General features: G+C 63.5%; 16 protein-coding genes and 4 pseudogenes. 12 read left to right on the forward strand and 8 right to left on the reverse strand.

Translation table 11 applies throughout. The features are described from left to right. Positions 1-39: 39 nt before the first annotated feature. The 3 genes from ACZY0R_RS39155 to ACZY0R_RS39165 are packed head-to-tail and all read right to left on the reverse strand — an operon-like array spanning position 40 to position 4,733. The gene (locus ACZY0R_RS39155) at positions 40-1,203 is read right to left on the reverse strand and encodes an acyl-CoA dehydrogenase family protein (protein ID WP_488866668.1); all 1,164 of its coding nucleotides are present in this window, start codon (positions 1,201-1,203) and stop codon (positions 40-42) included. A gap of 30 nt (positions 1,204-1,233) precedes the next feature. After that, positions 1,234-3,354, reverse strand: a complete 2,121-nt coding sequence (locus tag ACZY0R_RS39160) for an acetate--CoA ligase family protein (protein ID WP_488867302.1) — start codon at positions 3,352-3,354, stop codon at positions 1,234-1,236. Between the two features lie 23 nt (positions 3,355-3,377). Then, the gene (locus ACZY0R_RS39165; protein WP_488866670.1) at positions 3,378-4,733 is read right to left on the reverse strand and encodes an MmgE/PrpD family protein; all 1,356 of its coding nucleotides are present in this window, start codon (positions 4,731-4,733) and stop codon (positions 3,378-3,380) included. A gap of 298 nt (positions 4,734-5,031) precedes the next feature. Here ACZY0R_RS39165 and ACZY0R_RS39170 point away from each other — a divergent pair, with 298 nt between their 5' ends. The 6 genes and pseudogenes from ACZY0R_RS39170 to ACZY0R_RS39195 all read left to right on the forward strand — a co-directional run bounded on the left by ACZY0R_RS39170 (position 5,032) and on the right by ACZY0R_RS39195 (position 11,172). Further along, a complete protein-coding gene (locus ACZY0R_RS39170) occupies positions 5,032-5,943 on the forward strand; it encodes a LysR family transcriptional regulator (protein ID WP_428179781.1) in 912 nt (303 codons plus the stop codon). Between the two features lie 134 nt (positions 5,944-6,077). Beyond that, positions 6,078-7,055 (forward strand): Bug family tripartite tricarboxylate transporter substrate binding protein, encoded by a 978-nt coding sequence (locus ACZY0R_RS39175; RefSeq protein ID WP_488866672.1) that lies wholly within the window; start codon positions 6,078-6,080, stop codon positions 7,053-7,055. 337 nt (positions 7,056-7,392) lie between these two features. Further along, positions 7,393-7,809 carry a helix-turn-helix domain-containing protein gene (locus ACZY0R_RS39180; protein ID WP_488866674.1) on the forward strand — a complete coding sequence of 139 codons (417 nt, stop codon included), beginning with the start codon at positions 7,393-7,395 and terminating at the stop codon, positions 7,807-7,809. 271 nt (positions 7,810-8,080) lie between these two features. After that, a complete protein-coding gene (gene ltrA, locus ACZY0R_RS39185) occupies positions 8,081-9,865 on the forward strand; it encodes a group II intron reverse transcriptase/maturase (RefSeq protein WP_488857409.1) in 1,785 nt (594 codons plus the stop codon). A gap of 166 nt (positions 9,866-10,031) precedes the next feature. Beyond that, positions 10,032-10,589, forward strand: a pseudogene (locus ACZY0R_RS39190) (IS630 family transposase); the annotation flags it as partial. A 166-nt stretch (positions 10,590-10,755) separates the two neighbouring features. Next, entirely contained in the window at positions 10,756-11,172 is a 417-nt protein-coding gene (locus tag ACZY0R_RS39195) for a transposase (RefSeq protein ID WP_488867304.1), read from the forward strand. A gap of 335 nt (positions 11,173-11,507) precedes the next feature. On the opposite strand, the gene ACZY0R_RS39200 is transcribed toward ACZY0R_RS39195, so the two are convergent. Both ACZY0R_RS39200 and ACZY0R_RS39205 read right to left on the reverse strand, forming a co-directional pair. Continuing rightward, positions 11,508-14,150, reverse strand: a complete 2,643-nt coding sequence (locus ACZY0R_RS39200) for a bifunctional diguanylate cyclase/phosphodiesterase (RefSeq protein WP_488866676.1) — start codon at positions 14,148-14,150, stop codon at positions 11,508-11,510. 198 nt (positions 14,151-14,348) lie between these two features. Further along, positions 14,349-14,873, reverse strand: a complete 525-nt coding sequence (locus ACZY0R_RS39205; protein ID WP_488866678.1) for a GDP-mannose mannosyl hydrolase — start codon at positions 14,871-14,873, stop codon at positions 14,349-14,351. 418 nt (positions 14,874-15,291) lie between these two features. Between ACZY0R_RS39205 and ACZY0R_RS39210 the strand changes: the two are divergent. After that, positions 15,292-15,773: pseudogene (locus ACZY0R_RS39210) on the forward strand (IS5 family transposase); the annotation flags it as partial. 389 nt (positions 15,774-16,162) lie between these two features. On the opposite strand, the pseudogene ACZY0R_RS39215 reads toward ACZY0R_RS39210, so the two are convergent. After that, positions 16,163-17,318, reverse strand: a pseudogene (locus ACZY0R_RS39215) (IS110 family RNA-guided transposase). A 77-nt stretch (positions 17,319-17,395) separates the two neighbouring features. Between ACZY0R_RS39215 and ACZY0R_RS39220 the strand changes: the two are divergent. Together ACZY0R_RS39220 and ACZY0R_RS39225 are read left to right on the forward strand one after the other, a co-directional pair. Further along, positions 17,396-17,921: pseudogene (locus ACZY0R_RS39220) on the forward strand (IS630 family transposase); the annotation flags it as partial. Between the two features lie 138 nt (positions 17,922-18,059). Continuing rightward, on the forward strand, positions 18,060-18,263 hold the full coding sequence (locus ACZY0R_RS39225) for a cold-shock protein (protein ID WP_488866680.1): 204 nt from the start codon (positions 18,060-18,062) through the stop codon (positions 18,261-18,263). A 210-nt stretch (positions 18,264-18,473) separates the two neighbouring features. Here ACZY0R_RS39225 and ACZY0R_RS39230 read toward each other — a convergent pair whose 3' ends face one another. Both ACZY0R_RS39230 and ACZY0R_RS39235 read right to left on the reverse strand, forming a co-directional pair. After that, a complete protein-coding gene (locus tag ACZY0R_RS39230) occupies positions 18,474-18,923 on the reverse strand; it encodes a GNAT family N-acetyltransferase (RefSeq protein WP_488866682.1) in 450 nt (149 codons plus the stop codon). Between the two features lie 218 nt (positions 18,924-19,141). Beyond that, on the reverse strand, positions 19,142-19,465 hold the full coding sequence (locus ACZY0R_RS39235) for an H-NS histone family protein (protein ID WP_488866684.1): 324 nt from the start codon (positions 19,463-19,465) through the stop codon (positions 19,142-19,144). Between the two features lie 555 nt (positions 19,466-20,020). Here ACZY0R_RS39235 and ACZY0R_RS39240 point away from each other — a divergent pair. The 3 genes from ACZY0R_RS39240 to ACZY0R_RS39250 all read left to right on the forward strand — a co-directional run bounded on the left by ACZY0R_RS39240 (position 20,021) and on the right by ACZY0R_RS39250 (position 22,121). Beyond that, positions 20,021-20,395: a PHA-granule associated protein 4 gene (locus ACZY0R_RS39240; protein WP_488866686.1), complete on the forward strand. Its 375-nt coding sequence runs from the start codon at positions 20,021-20,023 to the stop codon at positions 20,393-20,395. A 179-nt stretch (positions 20,396-20,574) separates the two neighbouring features. Next, positions 20,575-21,447 (forward strand): hypothetical protein, encoded by an 873-nt coding sequence (locus tag ACZY0R_RS39245; protein WP_488866688.1) that lies wholly within the window; start codon positions 20,575-20,577, stop codon positions 21,445-21,447. Positions 21,448-21,707: 260 nt separating this feature from the next. Continuing rightward, the gene (locus tag ACZY0R_RS39250; RefSeq protein ID WP_488866690.1) at positions 21,708-22,121 is read left to right on the forward strand and encodes a hypothetical protein; all 414 of its coding nucleotides are present in this window, start codon (positions 21,708-21,710) and stop codon (positions 22,119-22,121) included. Position 22,122 lies beyond the last annotated feature (1 nt).

Raw genomic sequence — 22,122 nt, forward strand, 5'->3', positions numbered from 1 at the left:
ACAAAACATAATGCGCCCACACCTGGGATGCGTTCTTGATCAACCCGCCTGCTGTTTTTCCGGGCGCTGCGCGAAGGTCCGCTCGAATACCGATTCGGCGATGCGGTTCTTCAGGATCTCGATGGAGCCGCCGGCGATCATCCAGCCCCGGCAGCGGCGCAGGCAGTACTCCACCAGCGCCTCCTGGCTGTAGCCCATGCCGCCCATGACCTGTAGCGACTCATTGGCAACGTCGAAGCCCGCCTGGTTGCAGAACGCCTTGGCAATCGCGGTTTCCTCGGCGGAAGGAAAGCCGCTGTCCGCGTTGGCCGCGGCCCGGTACAGCAGCAATTGCCCGGCATCGAGCTTGATCTTCATCTCGGCGAACTTCCATTGCAGGCCCTGGAACTCGCACAGTAGCCTGCCAAATTGCTTGCGCTGCATGGCCCAGTCGCGGGCTACTTGGTAGGCATAGCGTCCCAGCGCCAGCGAGCGCGCTGTATTGCCCATGCGCTCGACATTGAAACCGGCAATCTGCTTCTTGAAGCCGCCCTCGCCCAGCAGCACATCGGACGCCGAAATGCGGACATCCTCGAAATAGATCTGCGCCCATTCCTCGCCCGACATGAAGCGCGAGCGCTGGCCGATGCGCACACCCGGCAGCCTGGTATCGATCAGCACGGAACCGATGCCGTTGACGCCCGGGCCAAAGCGCACGTAGGCCAGGATCACGTCGGCGTGCGGGCCATGGGTCGTGAAGACCTTGGTGCCGTTGATGAGGTAGTCGTCGCCATCGGGCGTGGCCGTGGTGCGTAGCTCGGTGACGGCGGAGCCGGCCTCGGGCTCTGTCATGCCGACCGAGATCAAGGCTTCACCAGCCAGCAGGCGGCGTAGCCATTTGTCCTTTTGCGCCGACGAGCCATACTCGGCCAGCACCCGGATGGCGCCAAAGTTGCCGGCCTGGATCACATCGGCGCTGCGCGGGCAGACCGAGGCCACGGCCTGGATCGCGATGATGGCATCCATCAGGCTGCCGCCCTGGCCGCCGTCAGCCTCGGCCACGGTGATGCCCAGCAGGCCTTGCTCGCTCATCTTGCGGGCGACATCCCAGGGGTAGTCGTCGGTATGGGCGCGGGCGACCGAGCCGGCGCGCAATTCCTTCTCGGCGAAGCGCGTGACGGCGTGCTCGAACTCAGCTTGCTCGGGGGTAAGTTTGAAATCCATGTTTGTCTCCGTTTTCTTACTCGATTCGAATCAATTCAGTTCGGCTCTTTGTTCTTCCGCCAGCCGGACCACGCAGTCCACCCCGACCACGCCGTCGGCACGCACGAACAGCGGATTGATCTCGGCCTCCAGCACGTTCACGCCCTCGAAGGCGGCCAGCCGGGAAAACCGCTCGATGGCGTCGGCCAGGGCGGCGATATCGCCGCGCGGCAGCCCGCGGAAGCCGCGGACCAGCGCGGTACTGCGTACCTCGTCGATCATCTCCATGGCGTCGTCGCGCGTCACCGGCGCCGGCCGCAGGCTGACGTCCGGCCGCAGTTCGGCGGCGATCCCACCCGCGCTCAGCAGCACGATCGGGCCCACCAGCGGGTCATCCCGGTAGCCCAGCATCAGTTCCAGCAGCTTGTCCTCCATGCGCTGCACGAGGATGCCGTCGAGCCGGGCCTGCGGCGCGGCGCGGCCGACATCGGCAAGGATCGCCGCCGTGGCGCGCTGCAGTTCGTCCGTGTCGCGTACGCCGACGCGTACGCCGCCCACATCGGTCTTGTGCAGGATGTCGCGCGAGCAGATCTTGGCCACCACCGGGTAGGGAATCCTGTGCTTGTACTCACCCACCGGCATCAGCGCGAGCGGGGCGATCGGCACGCCCAGCGCCGCGAACGCGCTGGCCGCCTCGTGCTCCGAGAGGTTGCCCGACAGCGGCAAGCCGGCCGGCCAGCCGAGCGGTGCGACGGCTCCGTCGGCCTCGGGATGCGCCCGCGCCGCCTTGAACAACTGCGCCAGCGCGTCCGCGCAGGCTTCCGGCGTGCGGAACGCCGGGATGCCTTCTGCCTGCAGCACGCGCAGCGACTCCCCCGCCTCCGGCGCGAGGAAAGCGATCAGCGGCTTGTGTCCCGCGCCGGCCGCCTCCACCATGGGCCGCACCGCGAGCTGGGGATGGAACTGCGCGGACGAGCCCGCCACGCAAAGCACGGCGTCGCACCAGTCACTCAGCAGCAGTTGCTCGACCAGATCCTTGTACTGCGCGCTGGTCGCGGCCAGCGTCAGGTCGATGATGGGCGTCTGGCGGATGCGCACGCCGCGCGCCGCCATGTGCGCCACGAAGCCGTACGGCGGCGCCACCGCGTCGATCTGCGACAGGCCCAGGCGGTCCACCACGGTGGCCGCGCCGCCACCGGTGGTGGTCACCACGGCCACGCGGGGATTGCGCTTGAGGGCGGGCACCCACCGGCCATAGCGCAGGGCCAGCGGCGCGGCTTCGAACAAGGTCTCCAGCATTTCCACGCGCATCACGCCGTACTTGCGCAGGAAGGCGTCCACCGCGGCATCGTTGCCGGCCAGCGCGCCGGTGTGCGACTGCGCCAGCGCCTCGCCCTGCGTCGAGCGGCCAAGCTTGTAGGCGATGACCGGCTTGCCGGCTTGCCGCGCGCGGCGCAGCGCCGGGCCGAGCACGGCGGCGTCGCGGATCGTTTCCAGGAACAACAGGATCACCTTGGTAGCGGCATCGTCCACCAGCAGATCGACCAGCTCCCCGACGCCAATATCGCTCTCGTTGCCCACCGACACCAGCTTGGCGAAACCCAGCCCCCGCGCCGCGCCACGCGAGAGCAGCGCGCCGAGCATCGAACCGCTTTGCGAGATCACGCTGATGCTGCCGGCGTGCAACTCGTCCATCTCCAGCACGGCATTGACCGACAGCACCGCGCCGGATTCCACATTGACCACACCGATACTGTTCGGTCCGATCAGGCGCACGCCCAGCGCCCTGGCCTTGCGGACCAGCGCCTGCTGCGCGGCCAGGCCCGCCTCGCCCACTTCCGCGAAGCCGTCCGAGAACACCGTCACCACCTGCACGCCCTTGGCCGCGCATTGCTCCAGCGCGGCCTCGACATGCTTGCCCGGCACCATGACGAAGGCGTGCTCCACCTCGCCCGGCACCGCGTCCAGGCTCGGGTAGGCCTTCTCGCCCAGCACTTCGGTGCGGGTGGCGTTGATCGGGTAGATGGTGCCCTGGTAGCCGTGCTTGCGCATGAAGCGCATCGGCCGGGCGGTATTCTTGGTGATGTCGCTGGATGCGCCGACAAGCGCCACCGTGTCCGGCGAGAACAGCGCTTTTGCCAGGCCGCGGGTCATCGCCGTCGTTACAGTCATATCGTTCACGCTTTCCTCCCCTCTCATGCCACGCCAAGACCCGCGAGCCGCAGCCCGCGAACGCTGCCGGTCTCGAGCTGCCACAGCGCGGCGAGCAGTCCCTCGGCCGTGCCGATGCCGATCACCGGCGCCGCCAGCTCCATGAACTTGTCGCTCAGCGTGGCGTCGTCCAGCGGCGACTCCGGGTCGCCCTTGCGGTAAGGCGCGAACAGCGTGTGGCGGGTGCCGTCCTTCAGCAGGATCTCCACCCGCGCCGCGCGTTGGCGGGGGAACGCCGCGGTCAGCCCCGGATCCGCGTGCAGGGTGACGCGCTTCATCAATTGCCGGATCTGCGGGTCGCGCAGGCGTTCGCCGGAGAAGGCGTCGAGCCGGACCGCGCCGTGCAGGATGCCGTGCGCGATGACGTAGGGAAGGCTGAAGCGGGCTTCGAAGGCGGTGCCCGGTACGGCATTGCCAGTGACGTCGATGGCAGTCTGATAAGTCCACACCGTGACTGCCTCGATCCCGGCGGCGTCGATGCCATGCCCGCGCACCAGTTCAATCGCCGCATCGATGGCCGCAAAGGTGTGGCCGCAGCATCCGTGGTTCTTCTGGGTGATGCTAAGGATGTTGTAGTTCGCGCCCAGGCCCTTGGCCACATCCGACCAGCCCGGACTGCCGCACATCGCCGCGCCGAAGCCGGCCGCGCCTTCCAGGATGTCGTGCACGCCGTTGACGCCCACCGCGGCTGCCTGCGCCGCCTGCACGCCCACCATGGCGGCATGTCCCGCGTGCAGCGCCTTGGTCATCGCATCCGAGCGGAAGGCCTGCTGCAGGCCCGAGGCGAACGTGGCGGAGGTGGCCAGCGCATCGGCGGCGACGCGCGCATTGCCCGGCGACAGCAGCAAGGCGCTGGCTGCCGCGCTGCCGAAGCAGCCCACGGTGCCGGTGGTATGGAAATAGCGATAGTGCGCGGGCTGGATGGCGGCGCCGATGCGGGTGGAGACCTCATAGCCCGCCACCACGGCCCGCAGGAAGGCCTCGCCGCTCACGTCGCGGTCTTCGGCCAGCGCCAGCGCGGCAGAGATCGTTGGGCAGCCTGGATGGTAGACCGCGTCGCGGAAGATATCGTCGAACTCGGCAGCATGCGACGCGCTGCCATTAATCCAGGCCGCCGTGGCTGGGAACGCGGTGGTGCCGTGCGCGACCACGGTGGCGTCACCTACGCCCAGTTCGGCGCGGTGTGCCTGCACGAGGTTCGTGCCGGGCGACATGCGCGTGCCCGGGAATAGCGCGGCAAACCAGTCGATCACGGCGCGCTTGCCATAGTGGAGGACCTCGGGCGACAGCGCCCGCCGTCCCTCCGCGCCGACGTATTCGGCTAGTTCATCGATCACCATGCAGTGCTCCTTGTCGTCATACGGCTTGATGGCGGCTTGATCGGTATTGCCTTGCCGCCTTGACCCCATGTTAGGGAGTGCCGGCAGGCAAGCTTTGAAATTTGGTGAAAGCTCCCGAGCACGGTGGCGAAGTGGCCCACGCGCGGGCGCGTCAAGCACTGCTGCCGGCGCATCTAGCGAGCCACCTGTCGCGGCCGGGAAAATCCCGTTTGACGTTGGCAGCGAAGATGAATAGCATGGCACTCCTGCCTCGGCGCTTTCTCGCGCCACGCCATCCGCACATCAGCAAGACACCCGCATGGATATCGCCTCCCTGGAAGTCCTGATCGCCGCCGTCGAGGAAAAAAGCCTTTCCCGCGCGGCCGAACGCGAGAACCTGGTCACCTCGGCGGCCAGCAAGCGCATCTCGGAACTGGAGCGCCAGGTCGGTACCGCCCTGCTGGTGCGCCACGGGCGCGGCGTGGAGCCCACGCCGGCCGGCGCCATGCTCTACCAGCGCGCCAGGGCCATCGTCCGCAGCATCAAGCTGGCCGAAGAGGCGCTGGCCACCTATTCGACGGACGGCATCGCCAAGATTCGCCTGGCGGCAAACCCGTCCACGATCCTGCAGTTCCTGCCTACCGATATCAGCGGCTTCCTGCAGAGCGCGCCCGACAGCCGCATCGACCTGATCGAAGCGTTAAGTTTCGACATCCCGCGCATGGTTTCTAACGGCGATGCCGACATCGGCATCTATCACGCCGAAGCACCCAGCCCCGGCGTGTTCTCCCTGCCCTACCGCTCGGACCGGGTGGGACTGGTGGTGCCACGCGGGCATCCACTGGAAGCCAAGGGTTCGCTGCAACTGGAAGAGGCGCTGGATTACGACTTCCTGGGCTATTTCCCGCGCTATACCTTTGAGGCCTTCCTGCAACTGGTGAGCAGCACCATCTCGCGGCCGCTGACGGTGAAGACGCAGGTATCGAATTTCGAGGCGCGCTGCCGGATGGTGCGCGAGGGGCTGGGCATCGCGGTGGTGCCGGAGGGCATCGCCAAGAACTACCTGTCGATGATGGGGCTCAGCCTGCTGACGCTGACTGATGCGTGGGCCGAGCGCAATTTCTATGTGTGCGTGCGCGACCGGCAGTCGCTGCCAGCCGGCACTGCCAGGCTGCTGGACTACCTGGCCCAGTGCGCGACGATGGAGCGCCATTACCAGCGCGCACGCTAGCCGCGCCATCATGATGAAAGAAGGCAGCGTTTCTATTTGATCAACGCTGGGCGGGACCAGCTTCGTACCATGTCTTTAGTGGGCACGCGCCAAAGCAGCGCGGCCTGAAACCACCTCAATCCGTGGAGTGAGACATGATCCTGCCAAAGCGGCTGACCGCCGCCGCGCTGCTATTGCTTGCCGGCGCCGGTACAAGCACCGGCGCCAATGCCGAGCCCTATCCGACCAAACCCATTCGCGTCGTAGTTTCCTTTTCCGCAGGCGGCACCACCGATATCCTCGCGCGCGAAGTGGCCAACCAGCTCAGCCAGAGCCTGAAGCAGACGGTGATCGTGGAAAACCGGCCCGGCGCGGGCGGCAATATCGGCACAGAGTTCGTGGCCAAGAGCGCGCCGGACGGCTACACGCTGCTTGCCACCTCGGTCGGCCCGATCGCCATCAATCCCACGCTCTATCCCAATCTCAAGGTCAATCCGCAGACTGCACTGGCGCCGGTGGCGCCAATCGCCGATGTGCCGAACGTGCTGGTGGTGCATCCCGGCGTGCCCGCCAACGATGTCGCCCAGTTGGTGGCCTACGCAAAAGCGAATCCCGGCAAGCTGAACTTTGCCTCCACCGGCGTCGGGACCGCCGCGCATTTGTCGGGCGCGCTGCTCAACGAACGCACCGGCGCCAACGCCGTGCACGTGCCCTACAAGGGCGCGGATGCCTTGAACGACCTGCTGGCCGGGCGCGTGCAGTTCATGTTCGCGACGATCCCCTCGGTGATGAGCCATATTCGCGCCGGGCAACTGCGCCCGCTGGCCGTCACCAGCGCCAAGCGCGCCGAGGCGCTGCCGGACACCCCGACCATGGCCGAAGCGGGCGTCAAGAACCTGGTGACGGGTGCCTGGTTTGGCCTGTTTGCGCCCATGGGCACGCCGCCGGAGGTGGTTGCCAGGCTGAACAAGGCCGTGACCGACGCTGTCAACAGCCCCACTATGCGCAAGAAATTCCTGCTGCAAGGCGCGGAGCCAATGCAATACACGCCGGAATCATTCGGCAAGTTCGTGGTGGCCGAGCACCAGGCGTGGCGGCCGATCGTCAAGGCGAGCGGCGCCCGCATCGACTAGCCGCCGGCACCTGCGCCGCGCATTCGCTGATGCCGCGGGCCAGGTATCGCCGATGGCGGCCTGACGGGCGCCGCGGCCTGGCCCTCGACGGCCAGGCCCTCAGTGGCGCGAATTCGCCGAACTCGCCCAAAATCCGTCGACGGCCTTCTGACAGTCGTCACACCTGCCGTCGTGCCGTCTCACTCTCGGCAACTTGACAATGCACATTAGCGGCACCTTCATTCTTCCTGCGTTACGCGGCCTGCGATCCCGATAACCGCCTGATTGCCGCTCAGTTAAGCGCCTCACAAGAAGTATCTCTATACTGTCGGGCCGAACAAGAACCGCTACATAGACGATGGCCGTATTGAAGCCGCTGGAACTGACGAAGGAAGAACGTACCGAGCTTGAGGTTCTGGCGAGAAGCCGCCGTGATTGGAGAACACGAGACAGGTCTCGGACGATTCTGATGTTTAGCAACGGCGTGCCAGCCAAGGAGATAGCCAGGCGGCAGGAGTTGACGTTGGAGGCGGTGTACGAGAGGCGCTATCGTTGGTTGGACAATGGCATGGCAGGGCTGTCGGACGCGCCGCGTAGCGGTGCGCCGTCGAAGCTGTCGCCGGCGCAGGTTGAGCAGTTGGAGATGTGGGCGACGCAGGAGGCGCTGACGGCCGCGGAACTGCTGGCACGACTCGAAGAGAAGTTCGGGATTCGAGTTCATGTGCGACCTGAAAGTCGCTTGAGTTTCTGTTTCACTGGAGCAGGTATTACCTGATGAAACCGGTTGTTCCATCAACCGTTCCCTACCCGGGCATGCGGAGCCGGTAACAGCTCGGTGTGAAGCTCTGGGGACAACGTAGCCGCCGGATAACCGGTACGCCGAGCCGCGAGGTAAGGCGGAATCTGCCAGCACAGAGGCGGAGAGGAGCAAGGGATGAGTGGGTACGATCAACATATGTGAACTTCCGATAAACGTCGTCAGAATCAACAAGCCAAACGTGCTGACAGGCTTGGACCAAAACGGTACGCGGTGTGGAGTGGCCTTCGTGAACTGGGCCACCATGGACGACAAGCCGCCGGCGAAGAGGAAGGGTCCGCCCCGCTCGGAAATTCATGCGGAACAGGGTAAGCCCATCGCGGCGCCGGCAACGGCAGGCGAACCGCGAGGAACGCTGTTGGCGCGGTGGGTAAAGGAATGCGGAGAAAGCGAACGCCCGGCTGTAATGGACGGGATACGGGCTGAGACATCGCCCGACGCGAAAGCGGGCAGACTTCCGCGTGGTCATTCATGGCGAGATAACCTTGAACAATCGTTATACGGGGGAAAGCAGATGACGGCAACGGACGCGAAAGCTCCTGACGCTGGTGCACTCTCGAGCGCTGCGCAGATGTGGGACCATGCAAACTGGTCGCACATCGAAGCAGAGGTGAAGCGACTTCAGATGCGTATCGCCAAGGCCGCTCAGGAAGGCCGATGGGGCAAGGTGAAAGCATTGCAACGTCTGCTAACCCGCTCGCATGGCGGCAAGATGCTCGCCGTCAAGCGTGTGACGGAGAATCGCGGTAAGAGAACGCCGGGGGTGGACGGCAAGATATGGTCATCCCCGGCGGCCAGATGGAACGGAATGCTGTCGCTACGACATCGCGGCTATCGTGCGATGCCGTTGCGGCGTGTCTACATTCCCAAGAGTAATGGGAAGAAGCGTCCGTTAGGAATCCCGTGTATGCGGTGCAGGGCGATGCAGGCCTTATGGAAGCTCGCTCTGGAACCCGTCGCGGAGACCCTTGCAGACGCCAATTCCTACGGCTTTCGGCCCGAGCGCTCGACCGCCGATGCCATCGAACAGTGCTTCAACGTTCTGGCCAAGCGTGCCTCGTCAGAATGGATTCTGGAGGGTGACATTCGGGGCTGTTTCGACAACTTCAGTCATTCCTGGTTTCTGGAGAACGTACCGATGGATAAGGAGGTTCTGCGCAAGTGGCTTCGAGCCGGATATATCGATGAAGGAACCTTGTTCGAGTCACAAGCGGGCACACCCCAAGGGGGTGTGATCTCGCCTGTGATCGCGAATATGGCGTTGGACGGACTTGAAGCAGCAGTTCATGCAAGTGTGGGCACATCCACACTTGAGTGCAGAAAGGCGCAGCTCAACGTCGTCCGCTATGCCGATGACTTTGTGGTGACTGGCGTATCGAAAGATGTGCTGGAATCCCGGGTACTTCCGGCAGTCAGGCAGTTCATGGCGGCTCGGGGTCTGGAGCTCTCGGAAGAGAAAACCCGGATCACGAACATAGCGGCGGGTTTCGATTTCCTTGGCCAGAACGTGCGCAAGTACGACGGCAAGTTGCTGATCAAGCCAGCGAACAAGAGCATCAAGTCGCTGCTTGACAAGGTCAGGGGAATCATCAAGGAAAACGCGAGCGCCACGCAGGAGGCGTTGATACGACAGCTCAACCCTGTGATCCGGGGATGGGCCCAGTATCACCGTCACGTCGTGTCGAAAGCGATCTTCTCCTCAATCGACTCCCACATCTGGCAACGGCTCTGGAGATGGGCGAAGCGTCGTCACCCCATGAAAGGAGCCCGATGGGTCCGGCAACGGTACTTCCGGCGCGACGGATACCGGTCCTGGGATTTTGCAACAGAGGGTTCAACCGAGGGTGACACCTGCGGCCTGCAACTCTTCCGCGCAACGACCGTCGCGATCCAGCGACACGTCAAAATCCGGGGACTGGCCAATCCGTTTGACCCGGCATGGGCCGCCTACTTTGCCCGCCGTCGAACCGCGAAACGTTCCGCTGGTCTGCCCGGTGCCACACAATGGTGCTGAACGAATGGCTTGAGCCGGATGCGGGGCGACTCGCACGTCCGGTTCTTAGGGGGCGGCGACGTAGTAATGCGTCGCTGCTACCCGACCGCAATACGCTGACAGGGATTCTCAAACGGGCGGGGCTGGTATGGAAGCGAACCCGGCATAGCTTAAAAAAAAGCGGGACGAACAGCGGTTCCGACAAGCCCAATCCGAAATTGGGGAGTTGGTCCAGCAAGCCCAGCGTGGCGAAATCGAACTCGCCTACGTAGACGAAGTTGGCTTCGCGCAAGCGCAGCCGAATCGAAGTGCGTGGACACCTGTCGGGGAGCAACACATGATTGAAGCCCGGCGTGGTAAGCGTCTGAACGTGGTCGGAGCACTGCTGTCCTCGGGAGAACTGTTTGCAGCGAAGTTGTGGGAGACGATGACCTCGATGCTGTTCGCTGGATTTCTCGGCCTGCTGGTCGAACACGTCGGCAAGCCGCTGACCGTGATTCTCGACAATGCTTCGGTCCACACGGCCCGCGCACTGCGGCCTTATCTCCGGCTGCTACAAACGAAAGGCTTGACGTTGTATTTCCTGCCACCGTACAGCCCGGAGCTCAATCGCATCGAGAAGCTCTGGCACAAGATGAAATACGAGTGGCTGGCCTTCAAAGCCCGCGACACCAAAACCCTTGAAGCTGATGTCGATGTAATCCTTCAGGGATTTGGGGCAGACTACAGATTCACTTTTTGTTGAAAGCTTATCGAGAAACGAATCGTCCAGGGCTGTCGCTTTCCTGAACTGATCTGGCAAGAACTCAAGCAGCGAGGTTACTTGGGAAGTCGCGGCTCCGTGCAGTTGCGTGACCCGCCTCCTCTTTCCGCTGGGCAAGACGCCGCTTGTCCTGGAGCCCGTGCGAACGATGCCGATTCCGTCGGCCCGGCGCGTGTTCGGATGGCTTCTCGGATGGAGGAACCTCGCCGTCGAGGAGCCAAAAAGCGCGGACCACGAGCGGTTCGTGAAGGCGCTGTGCAAGATCGAACCCGTGGTGGGCGAGGTCCGCAGTCTCGCGCGGGAGTTTCTGGGGCTCATGCACCGGCGAAGTGTGCGACATTTCGATCGATGGTTGAAACGTTTGTCGTGCTGCGACGCTGTGGAAATGCGTCGGTTCGCGCAGAGCCTGAGCGCCGACTTACCGGCTGTGCGGGCGGCCTTCAGGCTGCAATGGAGCAATGGCCAGACCGAGGGTCATGTCAACCGGCTCAAGCTCCTCAAGCGCCAAATGTATGGCCGCGCGAATATCGAGCTTCTGCGGCTGCGGGTGTTGAAGCCAAGCTAAACCGGCCTGCCTTGTCCTACAGGACCCGCTAGTCCGGTCGCCATCGCAGGCGCGTGAGCTGGTGCGGCCAGGACGAGGCTGGCGGGCTCGCTTACTTAGTCAATAAGAAGAATGGTGGTAGTGGGGCGGGAAAGACGACGGCAAGGGTTCTCGACGCAAATTCGCCGTCGTCACACAAATTGCGGAAGACCCATCTTTACTACACCTCACGATGGAAGGGTTGCCGGAGCGCCTGACAGCATGCGAGAGAAGCGCAGGAACTAAGTGTAGGAACTAAGCGCAAGGACGAAGCCCAGACGAGCCCCCGACCAAGGCACCGAAGGACGCCGCTCACCTCAAGTCACGGCGCTCACGAAGGCCTCGAACGCGCTGGCCTCCACCGGCGGACAGAAGAAGTGGCCTTGCCCGTAGTCGCAGCCGGCAGCCAGCAGGATGTCGCGCTGCGACTCGGTCTCGACGCCCTCGGCAATCACGCGGATGCGCAGTGCATGCGCCATGCTGATGATGGCGCGGCACAAGGCCACGTCGTCCGGGCCCCGCGTCAGCGAGCGGATGAAGGACTGGTCGATCTTGATGTAGTCAATGTCCAGGCGCCGCAGGTACGACAAGGACGAGTAGCCGGTGCCGAAGTCGTCGAGCGCGATCTCGATGCCGGCCGCCTGGAAGCGGGAGAGCTGGTCCATGACATCGGCGTTCTGCTCCATCAGCGAGCCTTCGGTGATCTCGATGACGAGGCTGCCCACCGGCACGTTCCTGCGCTCGATCATGCTGGACCAGGACTCGGGCCCGCTCGCAGGCGCGCAGAACTCCACTGGTGATTTGTTGACCGAGATCTGGAAGCCCTTGCCCAGCAGCACCTGCCAGCGCGCAAGCTGGTCCAGCGCTTCCGTCAGCACCCAGCGGCCTATGTCGATGATGAGGCCGGATTCCTCCGCAACGGCAATGAAATCGGCCGGGTGGATCGGCCCGCGCACCGGATGGTCCCAGCGGATCAGGGCCTCGGCCTTGCAGACCTTGCCCGTGCGCAGATTGACAATGGGCTGGTAGTGCAGCGCGAACTGCCCGGACGCCAGCGCCGTGCGCAGGTCCTGCGTGATGCGCAGACGCTCCCTCTCCGCCTGCAGCAGCGCCTGGGTGAAGAACTTCCAGCGATTGCGGCCCTCCTCCTTGGCGGCAAACATCGCCTGGTCGGCGCACACCAGCAGGGCCTCGGCGTTGTCGGCGTCCTTGGGGTAGGTCGCCACGCCGATGCTGGCCGACACCACCACCAGCTCGCCGGCCAGGCGGTAAGGCGCGGCAATCCGCTCCAGGATCGCCTGGGCAATGCCCCCGGCAACGCCGGCATCGCCCACCGCGGGCAGGATCACGGTGAACTCGTCGCCGGCCAGCCGCGCCACGGTATCCGACGCGCGCACCGATGCCGCAATGCGCCGCGCCGCCTCCAGCAGCAACTGGTCACCCTGATCGTGGCCGAGGGTATCGTTCACCTCCTTGAAGCGATCCAGGTCGATGAACAGCAGCGCCAGCGCATCCTGCATGCCGCGCGAGCGCTCGATCTCCTGCTCCAGCCGGTCGAAGAACAGGCGGCGGTTGGGCAGATCCGTCAGCGCATCAAAATTCGCCTGGTGCCGGATGACTTCTTCCGCCTGGCGCTTCTCGGTCATGTCATGGATCAGCGCAACGCGGCGGCGCTCGCCATACGCGTGGGCCAGGTAGGTATCCACGGTCAGGTAGGCGGGAAACTCGCTGCCGTCCTTGCGGCGGATCGAGAATTCGCCGCTCCATCTGCCCTTGGCTGCCACGGTGGCCCGCAGGCGTTCGACCAGCCCTGCCGCATTGCCTGCCCCGCTGACGCTATAGCCCGAGCGGCCCTTGATTTCCTCGACTGTATAGCCGGTGGCGGCGGCAAAGGCCGGATTCACGTCGATGATGGTGCCATCGAGCGACGTCACCACCATGGCCTCGCTGCTGGACGAATAGACCAGCGAAGCCAGCCGCATCTCCTCCATATGGCGCCGTCGCTCCGCCATGGAGCGGCGCAGGCTGTAGTACAACAGGCCAAGCAGCAGCGTGGATGCAATGGCACCGGCCAGGGCAACGCGGCGATATACCTCGTAGGGCGCCAGCACCAGGCCGACCGACTCGCCCACCACGAAATTGAGCCCGAACTCCGGCACACGGTAATAGCCGAAGACTCGCTCCACGCCTTCGGAGCCCGACACCGCCCGATAACTACCAGACTGGGGCGACTCGCTGGCGAGGTACGGCCTGTTGCTGACCGCCCTGGCCAGCGTGCCCTCCAGGGCCGGCACGCGCGCAATGACCTGGCCGGAAGTCTTGATGACCGACGCCACTTCGCCATCGCGGTTAGTGAACGTCTGCGCAAAGCTGGCGAACTGCTCCGGACTGACCGAGACCACGATGACCCCGTCGAAGCTGCCCGCGCGCAGGATGGGGCGCGTGAACTGGATCGACCATTTGCGCGAGACCTTGCCCTTCACCGGGTCGCTGATGAACAGCATGTCGCGCCCGCCCGCGTTCTGATGGACCCGGAAATGCTCGCGCCCGCTCAGGTCGACCTTCTCGCCGGGCGCGGGCGGGGCGATGGACGAGTAGATGAGCAGGCCATGCTTGTCGATCACCGACACCTGGAACGACAGGTCCACCACTAGGTTCTCCCGCTCACGCACCATGTCGATGAACCCCGGCTGGCCGACCAGCCAACTGGCTCGCAGGTCGAGGAGGAACTCGGACAACCGCAGGATGCTGGATTTCGAGTACGCGCCGAACGCCCGGGCCTCCGCCTGGGTATGCTCCGCGGCGTCGTGCAGCAAGCGGTCCCGCTCGCTCACGAGCTGAAACGCCGCGAACGCCCATGTTGCAATCAGCCACGCCGCCGCCCCCAGGTTCAACGGGGAAAAGACCTGGCGCAGGCGCTGCAGCGCCTTGCCATATCGGGTGGTCGAGCGTTCTGGCATCAAATGGGTATCGCAGCGCAGCGAAGAATCGACATCGATAGCAGGCTAGTCGAGGTCAGCGAACCCGACAAGCAGCACGCACTCTAGTCCCGTGCTCACCGCGTGGAGCCGGGCCGGCGCGCGCCGAAAGCGTCACGTCGTGATCATACCCCGCTCGACTCGTGGGCACGTGGGCCTCGATACCGGACATGGCCCGCCTCATGCGAAGTACGCCTTCGTAAAGGCGTGCACGCCCGCATCCGCCAGCACCGCCTCCGGCGCCAACCAGCGATACGCCTCATGCTGGAGCAAGGGCAACTGCGCCCCGTCCACCGGCCAATGCAAGACATAGGCCAACACCACATAGTGCGTACTGCTGCCAGCCTCGTTGGCAAAGTTGGTGTCATAGAAATGCTCATAGACACCGCGGAACACCGGCGCACCCTCACCCATCTTCGCCGCCTCCACGCAACCAGCGCCGCCCTCCTCCGTCAGACCCAGTTCCTCCTGCAACAGGCACCGCAGCGCCGCCGCAATGGGCTCGTCGTTGCGAATGCGCCCGCCCGGCACGAACCACGAGTCCTGCGCCGGCGGATTACGGCGCCGGCCCGGCAGGAAACGACCCTGTTCGTCTTCGACGAGCAGGTCGATGGAGACCAGCGGCCGGCTGGCGACGGCCTGGCGGAAGCGATTGGGTGGCAAAAGCGGCGTGGTAGCCGTGGAATCGCGAAGCAATGATGTCAAAGCGCTCTCCGGATATGCACCGGCAGGGCTTGCAAGAGGTGCGCCGCCCGCCGGCGAGCGGGCGGGTATCGGCGACCAAGCGAAGGTGCAAAGGCTGGCCGGCATGCATTATGGCTACTATGTGCCATTCCGGCCTGATTGACGCCCCCCAAAAGGGGGCTAAGGCATTTTCGCCACAGACATTTCGGCGCCGCTGTCTTGCCCGCGCAGGTGGACATCAGACGTCTTTCACGGCAGTGGAATCCGCGCAAAGACGCAAAGGTCCCAGCCTCCGCAGATACTGTGTTGCTCAAGCCTTTGTAAGTGCTTTTTCCAAGTCGAAGGCCTGAGCGTGCTTTAGAGGCCAGTTCAAAAACGCCGTGAGGGGGCTGTTTGCGAAGCTGTTAATCTTGGCTGCCTCAACAACGAAGCCCAAGGAATGGAAGCGCCGGTCATTGATGACGAACTGTGGATACTGATCGAACCGTTGCTGCCGCGACCAAAGCCACGGCGCAAGAAGCACCCTGGCCGGCCGCGCGCATCGGATCGGGCGGCGCTAAATGGCATCCTGTTCGTGCTCAAGACAGGAATCAGGTGGAACCACCTGCCGACCCGCTTGGGCTTCGGCTCGGGTGCAACCTGCTGGCGGCGACTGCGCGACTGTCAGAAGGCCGGTGTATGGCGTCGGATGTACGAGTTGCTGCTCGACAAGCTGCGCGAGGCTGGCCAAATCGACTTCTCATACGCCGCAGTCGATTCCTCGTCGGTACGAGCTGTTGGGGCGGGCGAAAAACAGGCCCGAACCCCACGGATCGCGCGCGACCTGGTTCCAAGCACCACATCCTTGTAGACGCCAATGGCGTTCCCGTCAGCGCCATCCTGACTGGCGCGAACCGCAACGACGTCACGCAGTTGCTGCCGCGGGCGCGCGGCCACCATGACCCACGACTTCTATGAGGGGGAAGTTGTCAAGACCTTTCACTAACTAATCTGGCTTCCTCACGAATCATCGGGGGACAATTCCTTCCGCGAAGGGCAATATGTGGCCGTCAACAATGCGGGCTAACGTCTGGTCTGAAGCCGATCGTGGCGCGCGTAAGACTCCAACGTCCTACCACCTTCTATCCGCCGGCGCGTGGCCAGCCTTATCCTGCATGCGCACTGCGCCGGAAACTGCTCCGGAGACATGCCCCATCTACAGAGATCGGTTGCGGGGGCAACCCGTCGTGGGTACGGGCATGTCTACTTCAAACCATCATGGATTGTGCGATGTCTCGCGTGCTCAGGCTCTCACGCCCCACGCCCCACGCTTACACTGGCTTCAGTAAGGCCCCTTCGGGGATCACGCCGTCCTTCAGATAACGCCATAGCGCAACCGCGAGACGTCGCGCCACCGCGACGACCGCGATGCGCCGCGCGCGGCGATTCGGCCCGGTGCCCTGCGTGCGATGGTTGAACCACTGGGTCAGCGCACTGCCGGGCTGGTAGCGCAGCCAAGACCACGCCATCTCGATCAGTAGCGCGCGCACCCGTCGGTTGCCCTGTTTGCTGATGCCCTGATCGACCTGGCTTTCGCCACTGTCGTAAGGCTGCGGCACCAGGCCGACGCACGCGCCGACTTCGCGCCGGTTGCTGAACTCCCGCCAGAACAGTTCCAGCGCCAGGCGCGACGCACCCACTTCGCCAATGCCCTTCAGGCGCGCCAGGTCGTGGCTTCGCTTACACGCGGGTGCGGGCACGCTTGCCTGCCGCGTCTTCTCCAGCGCCGCGAGTTGCTGCTCGGCGAGCGCTAGCCGTTCACACTCGCGCAGTAGCCGCTCACGCAGCTCGGGCGGCAGCGGCGCGCCGTCGTGACACCGCACCTCGTTACGCGCGAGCCGGTTGGCGAAGGCCTGGTGATCGAACGTGATCCCAGCACCCGAGCGTGGCCAGCAGTTTGCGCATGCGGTCGCGGTGCTGCAGCACTTCCTTTTGCAGTTGCCCGCGATCGCGCATCAACTGGCGGGACGCTTCGTCCTGCGGCGACGGGACGTGCACCACGTGCATGCGGTCGCGCTCGCCGCGCAGCCACGCGCGCAGGTTGATCACCAGCTTGATGGCGTCGAGCCGGTCTGTCTTCGCGCGCCGCCGGTGACGTTCGACCGGGATGCTGGCGGGATCGACGACATAACATTCGATGCCGCGCGCTTGCAGCGCGCGACAGATCCAGAACGCGTCCTGGCCGGCCTCGTAGCTGACCACGGTGCGCACGCCGGCCGGCAGCGACCATTTGGCCTTGTGCGCTTCGATCAGGCCCAGCACCGCCTGCAGGCGGGCGGCGGCTTGCGGCTGCGCGATCGTATGCACGGCCGGCTGCTTGCGCCGGCCATCGTGCAGCGCAACCTTCCACTTGCTGGCGGCCAGCTCCAGTGACACCGCCAGCACAACCTGTTCGGAATGCGTCAGGTATGTCTGATCCGCGCGCATGATGCTCTCCTTGTAGCAGGGCTCGAACGACTGATTTTATCGCTCACGTCCGGCAGATCTCCCCGCTACATAGGATCTACAAGCGCAACGGCACGACCACGCTGTTTGCCCCCCTCAACGTGCTCGATGGCCAGGTCATCGCCCAGTGCCAGCAGCGCCACCGCCATACCGAGTGGTTGACGTTCCTGCGCAAGATCGACCGCGAGACGCCCAAGGACAAAACGCTGCATCTGATCGCCGACAACTACGCCACGCACAAGCATCCTGCGGTGCAGGACTGGCTGGCCAAGCATCCGCGATTCAACATGCACTTCACGCCCACCTCGGCATCATGGCTGAACATGGTCGAGCGGTTCTTTCGCGACGACCGAGCGACTTCGCCGCGGCGTACTCACCAGCGTGCCGGAACTGGTCGCCGCCATCAACGAGTACATCGCTCACCACAACACCAACCCCAAGCCGTTCATCTGGACCAAGAGCGCTCGCGACATCCTGCAGAAGGTCATTCGCGCCAACCGCCGCTTAAGTTCCAAACCCGCCCTTGGCTTAAAAAATCGTACGCCCTCATGGAAAACCCCAAGAAGCGCGCGCTTCTTGGATTGAACGGCAAGATTGAGCTATGCTTGGCGTCGCAGAGCGCCATTCGGAATGCCGTCATGTTGTCCGCGAAATCCATGTGTCGTTCCGCAATTTTCTTCTGTTCAACATGCAGGGTGCTTTCCGCACCGATACGAGGATGAGATGGCAACGGGTATCGTGAAGTGGTTCAACAACGAAAAGGGCTTTGGCTTCATCACGCCGGATGGTGGCGGCAAGGACCTGTTTGCGCATCACTCGGAAATCCTGGGTACTGGATTCAAGTCGCTGGAAGAAGGCGCCAGAGTCGAGTTCGAGGTCACGCAAGGCCAAAAGGGTCCACAAGCTTCCCAGATTCGCAAGCTCTAACGCCCTCAGCGTTCTCGGCCACTGTGGCCCGGCCGTCCAGCGCCAGACTTGGGCTCCCGATATTCAGAGGCAAAGCCGAGTTCGACACCGGCTCGGCTTTGCACGTGGTGCTTGGCGACGTGGATGTCGATTGAGTGTCCAGTTTCCTGGCCAGCCATCGGCGCTGACTTGCGCGAAATATTGACTCTTCCCGGTAAGTCGTGCGCAAAGCTAGCCCATGGAAATCTTGAATGTACTCCCCCCGCCAAATCTTCCCACGAACGTCTTGGATAGACGAACTTCCTCCGGCATGGATTCGGGCTCCGCGAGCGAAAAATCGCAGTGATGAGAGAGGCCGAGCCGGCCAGCGGTGATGAGTACCGCCTTGGTACAGCCATCCGCGCGAGCGCGCGTCAGAATGCTGCCGACAAGGTGCGTCGCGATTTGATGACCACGGTACTCTTGAAGCACACCAACGGACCGCACAACAACCGTCTCTCCATATTGCTCAGCGCAAGCACAACCAACTACCCGCTCATCCAATACAGCGATATGAAAGAAGTGCAATGCCTGGTCAACGACGTCGTTAGGCAATCCACAACATTCGAGAACATCCACGACGGCAGGCCAATCAGTTTTTCCTGCTGCCCGAATCTGCACACTTCTCATCATTTCCGGCATCTCCCCGTGTCATACGCGAGCTGAAGGCGGAAAACACTTAACAATTCGATGTCGAAAGATTGCGGCTTCTAGGCTAACACTTCCGCCAAGGTAATGGATAGCGGGAAAATCCAGATACGTCTGGGTAATGCCGTGCCATCGATGCCGAAAGACAGCTTTGGCAACCACACCGTAGACCAAGGAATCCCTGCTTGGCAATCGGATGCTAGCGCTCCCGATCACGCCTCTGGAATCAGAAACCTGTCGCGATTCTTCCCTAGCCACGCCGGCGCCCGACCACGGCCGGTCCAGGTGGCGCCCGTCTTGGGGTCCATGTACTTTGGCGGCAGCGAGGTCTTCTCCTTCGGCGCAGCCTTAGGCTTGTCACTAGCCGCCGGGCGTCCACGGCGTCGTTTCGGCGCCAAGTCATCGACGGTGAGTTCGTACTCTGCCATCAACGCCTGGATTTTCTCAATAACTCCGGCGACCTCGCTTTGACGAACCTCGGCGAGCTGGGTTTCCAGCTTTTCCTTCTCTGCCAGCAATTGTTTGTAGGTAGCCATCTCGGTCTCCGTCTATAAATAGCAGTTCGATTATCCTACAGCACTTCGCCATATTTTCACAAATTCTGTGGATCTCGCCCGCCCGGATGATCTTAGCCGGAACAGAGCTAGCTTCTGTGAATACAACCCTCCCGGCCTATTCTTCCCCCGTCAGGAAAGGTGCGATGGCAGCTGAGTGGGTGAATTCAATGCGAGTTGCCATGTGTAGAATGAAGTGCGCACAAACAAGTTCTTCGCCGATGCTTGGCTGCCCCGAGCTGAAGTTGCCGAACTCGAGGCCTACAAGGGCTCCGGCTATGACCGTGGCACCGGCGGCAAATCCCCAATGCCATTGCCATGGCTGGCATCCCTCAAGGTGAATCAAGTGTGTTCTGACAGAGCGGCGACATCGCAGCTCTCCCCCCCTGCCCACCTAGTCTGCCGCCACAGTCCACAGCCCCTGCGGATGTCAATCGCCGGAAAGGGCTATCGGGCACGAGGCTCCGCCCGCGATTACAATAATGTGGGAGCACAGGGCGTTGCCCCAATGCGCCAAGAATGTGAGTGGAGAAGTCAATGGCGACAGCACGAGCTGGCACCAAAGGGGAGGCAATAAGACTCCTGGGGACGGAAGGCGTGACCGTGGTGGAACTGGACTATGAGGCTGGCTGGCAGGACGCGATTGAACTTGGTCGGCTCGGCCAGAAGGCAGGGATCCGCGTGGAATATCGTGGGCAAGAGAACATCGCGGTCAAATCGCCGACGGCATTGGTCGCCGGCCCGATGCGGCCAAAAACGACCTTCCGGCAGCGAAACCTCTATTGTCAATTTGATCTGACCGAGCTGCCTGCAGCTGAGTTGGAGAGCCTCGAGGCAAAGGCATCCAAGCTGGGCGACTATATTCTCGCCGGGCGCCTGATGCGGGGAGTGGATTCTGTATGGACAGAGTGAACACTTCCCCATGGCATCCCATTGGCGACTCCAGCGCGCATCCACCCATCGGCCGCGCTGGCAAGGTTTCCGCTTGACACCACTGATGCGGCCACTCCCCACCTGCTCCTGAGCTGCCAGATGGATTAGAATCCCTCCTCATGCCTTGAACGATCACATTATTCTGGGTGTTGAAGTCGATGCAACTCGATATCTTTGCTGACAGCCGCGATGTGATACTACGCAACGATGTTGCCGACGCCCTGCAGCGACGCGATGCAGTTGCGGCGCGTGGTGCGTTGCAGCTATTGCTCAGCGAACATCCTTCCGACGATCTTCTTCCCGCTCTTGGTACGCTGACTCGGGCTCTTGGGGAACCAAGGCCAGAGCGCTTTGGCGACCACGATGCGCTGCAACATGCGCGTGGCGAGATAACCCGCGAGGTCATGCCCGCCGCTGCTCGCGTGTTCGGCGGCGCTGCCGGCAGCGCATGGGTAGCGCCGTTTTGGCGAGCGCTTGCGCACGCAGCTGCGCACTTGCCGTTGTGCCGCAACGAGCATGATGCCCATGCAGCGCCGTTGTGGCTCAAGGTCGAGGACTGGGTCGCGGCACAAGAAGCCGTCGCACGTATTGCATCGTGGCGCCGCATTCCCACTACGCTGTGCTGGATGGCAGAGGCGCAATATCACCAGCGCGGACTGGAAGCCATCTGGCCGCTGTTGGCCGAGCTCGCGTGGCTTTCGGCAAGCCGGCTTGACGGACTGATGCACCGCCTGAAGGATTCCTGTCTGACTACGCTGCGCAAGACGTTCGACTCTCGCTTCGAGGGCGATGGTGCCGTTGAGGATCTGGTGTGGTTTCCCGCCTGGGCGTTGATCGAGAAACCGGGCCTAGCGAACCTACTGCGTCAGACACAGCAGTCGACTCAAAGCTCGCCTGAGCGTGCGATGCGCTTGCTGCTTGAACTGCTGAACTTGGAGCGACACGGGCGCCACCATGAGCTAGTGGAACGGCGCAAGGAATTGCGCGGTTTGCAGCCGGCGCTGTTTGCCGCCTACATGAGCAGCCGATAGGGTTGTGCCGCAGAAAGGGAGGGAGAGTCAGCAGCCGAAGTTGGCGATGGCCGTATTGCATTGATGAACGCCCAGCCATGGCCCGGGCGTTCATTGATCAGGCTTGGGTCGCGGACCGTGCCGCCGTGGCCTAGCGGGTCGTTACGGGCACCGCGGCTTGCGCTTCATGGTTTTGCCAGCGCAGGTTTTCCGTGGTGTCACACTTGCCGTCATGGCTCCAGCCCGGGAGCAGGGCCAGGTAGCTGATTGCATCCCATAGGTTGCGTGCCGAAACGATTTCCCGTGCCACCCTGCAGACCTATCGGCGCGCGGCGCGCCCGCGTGGCGGGCCATTTGCCGGTCCGCTCTCTCCGGTGAGCGCGCGCCACACCATGGTGATCCTCAACGGCCTGTTCGCCTGGCTGGTCGACGCCGGCTACTTGGTCGGCAATCCGCTCTCGCTGGCACGCAGCCGGCGCGGCGCGCCCAAGCCGCGCATCACGCGCTACCTGCGCCACGCCATGTGGCAGGCGGTCAAGGACGCGATCGACGCGATGCTGGGCTCGATCGACAGTGCGACCGAGCGCGATTGCCACGACCAGCGACTACCTGCATACGGAGGACGACGCGCGCCATCAGGCCACGCAGGAACGGCACCGGATCGGGTGGCAGCGAGAGCATTGACGGTCGCCTGAC

Source organism: Cupriavidus sp. F041 (assembly GCF_057814235.1).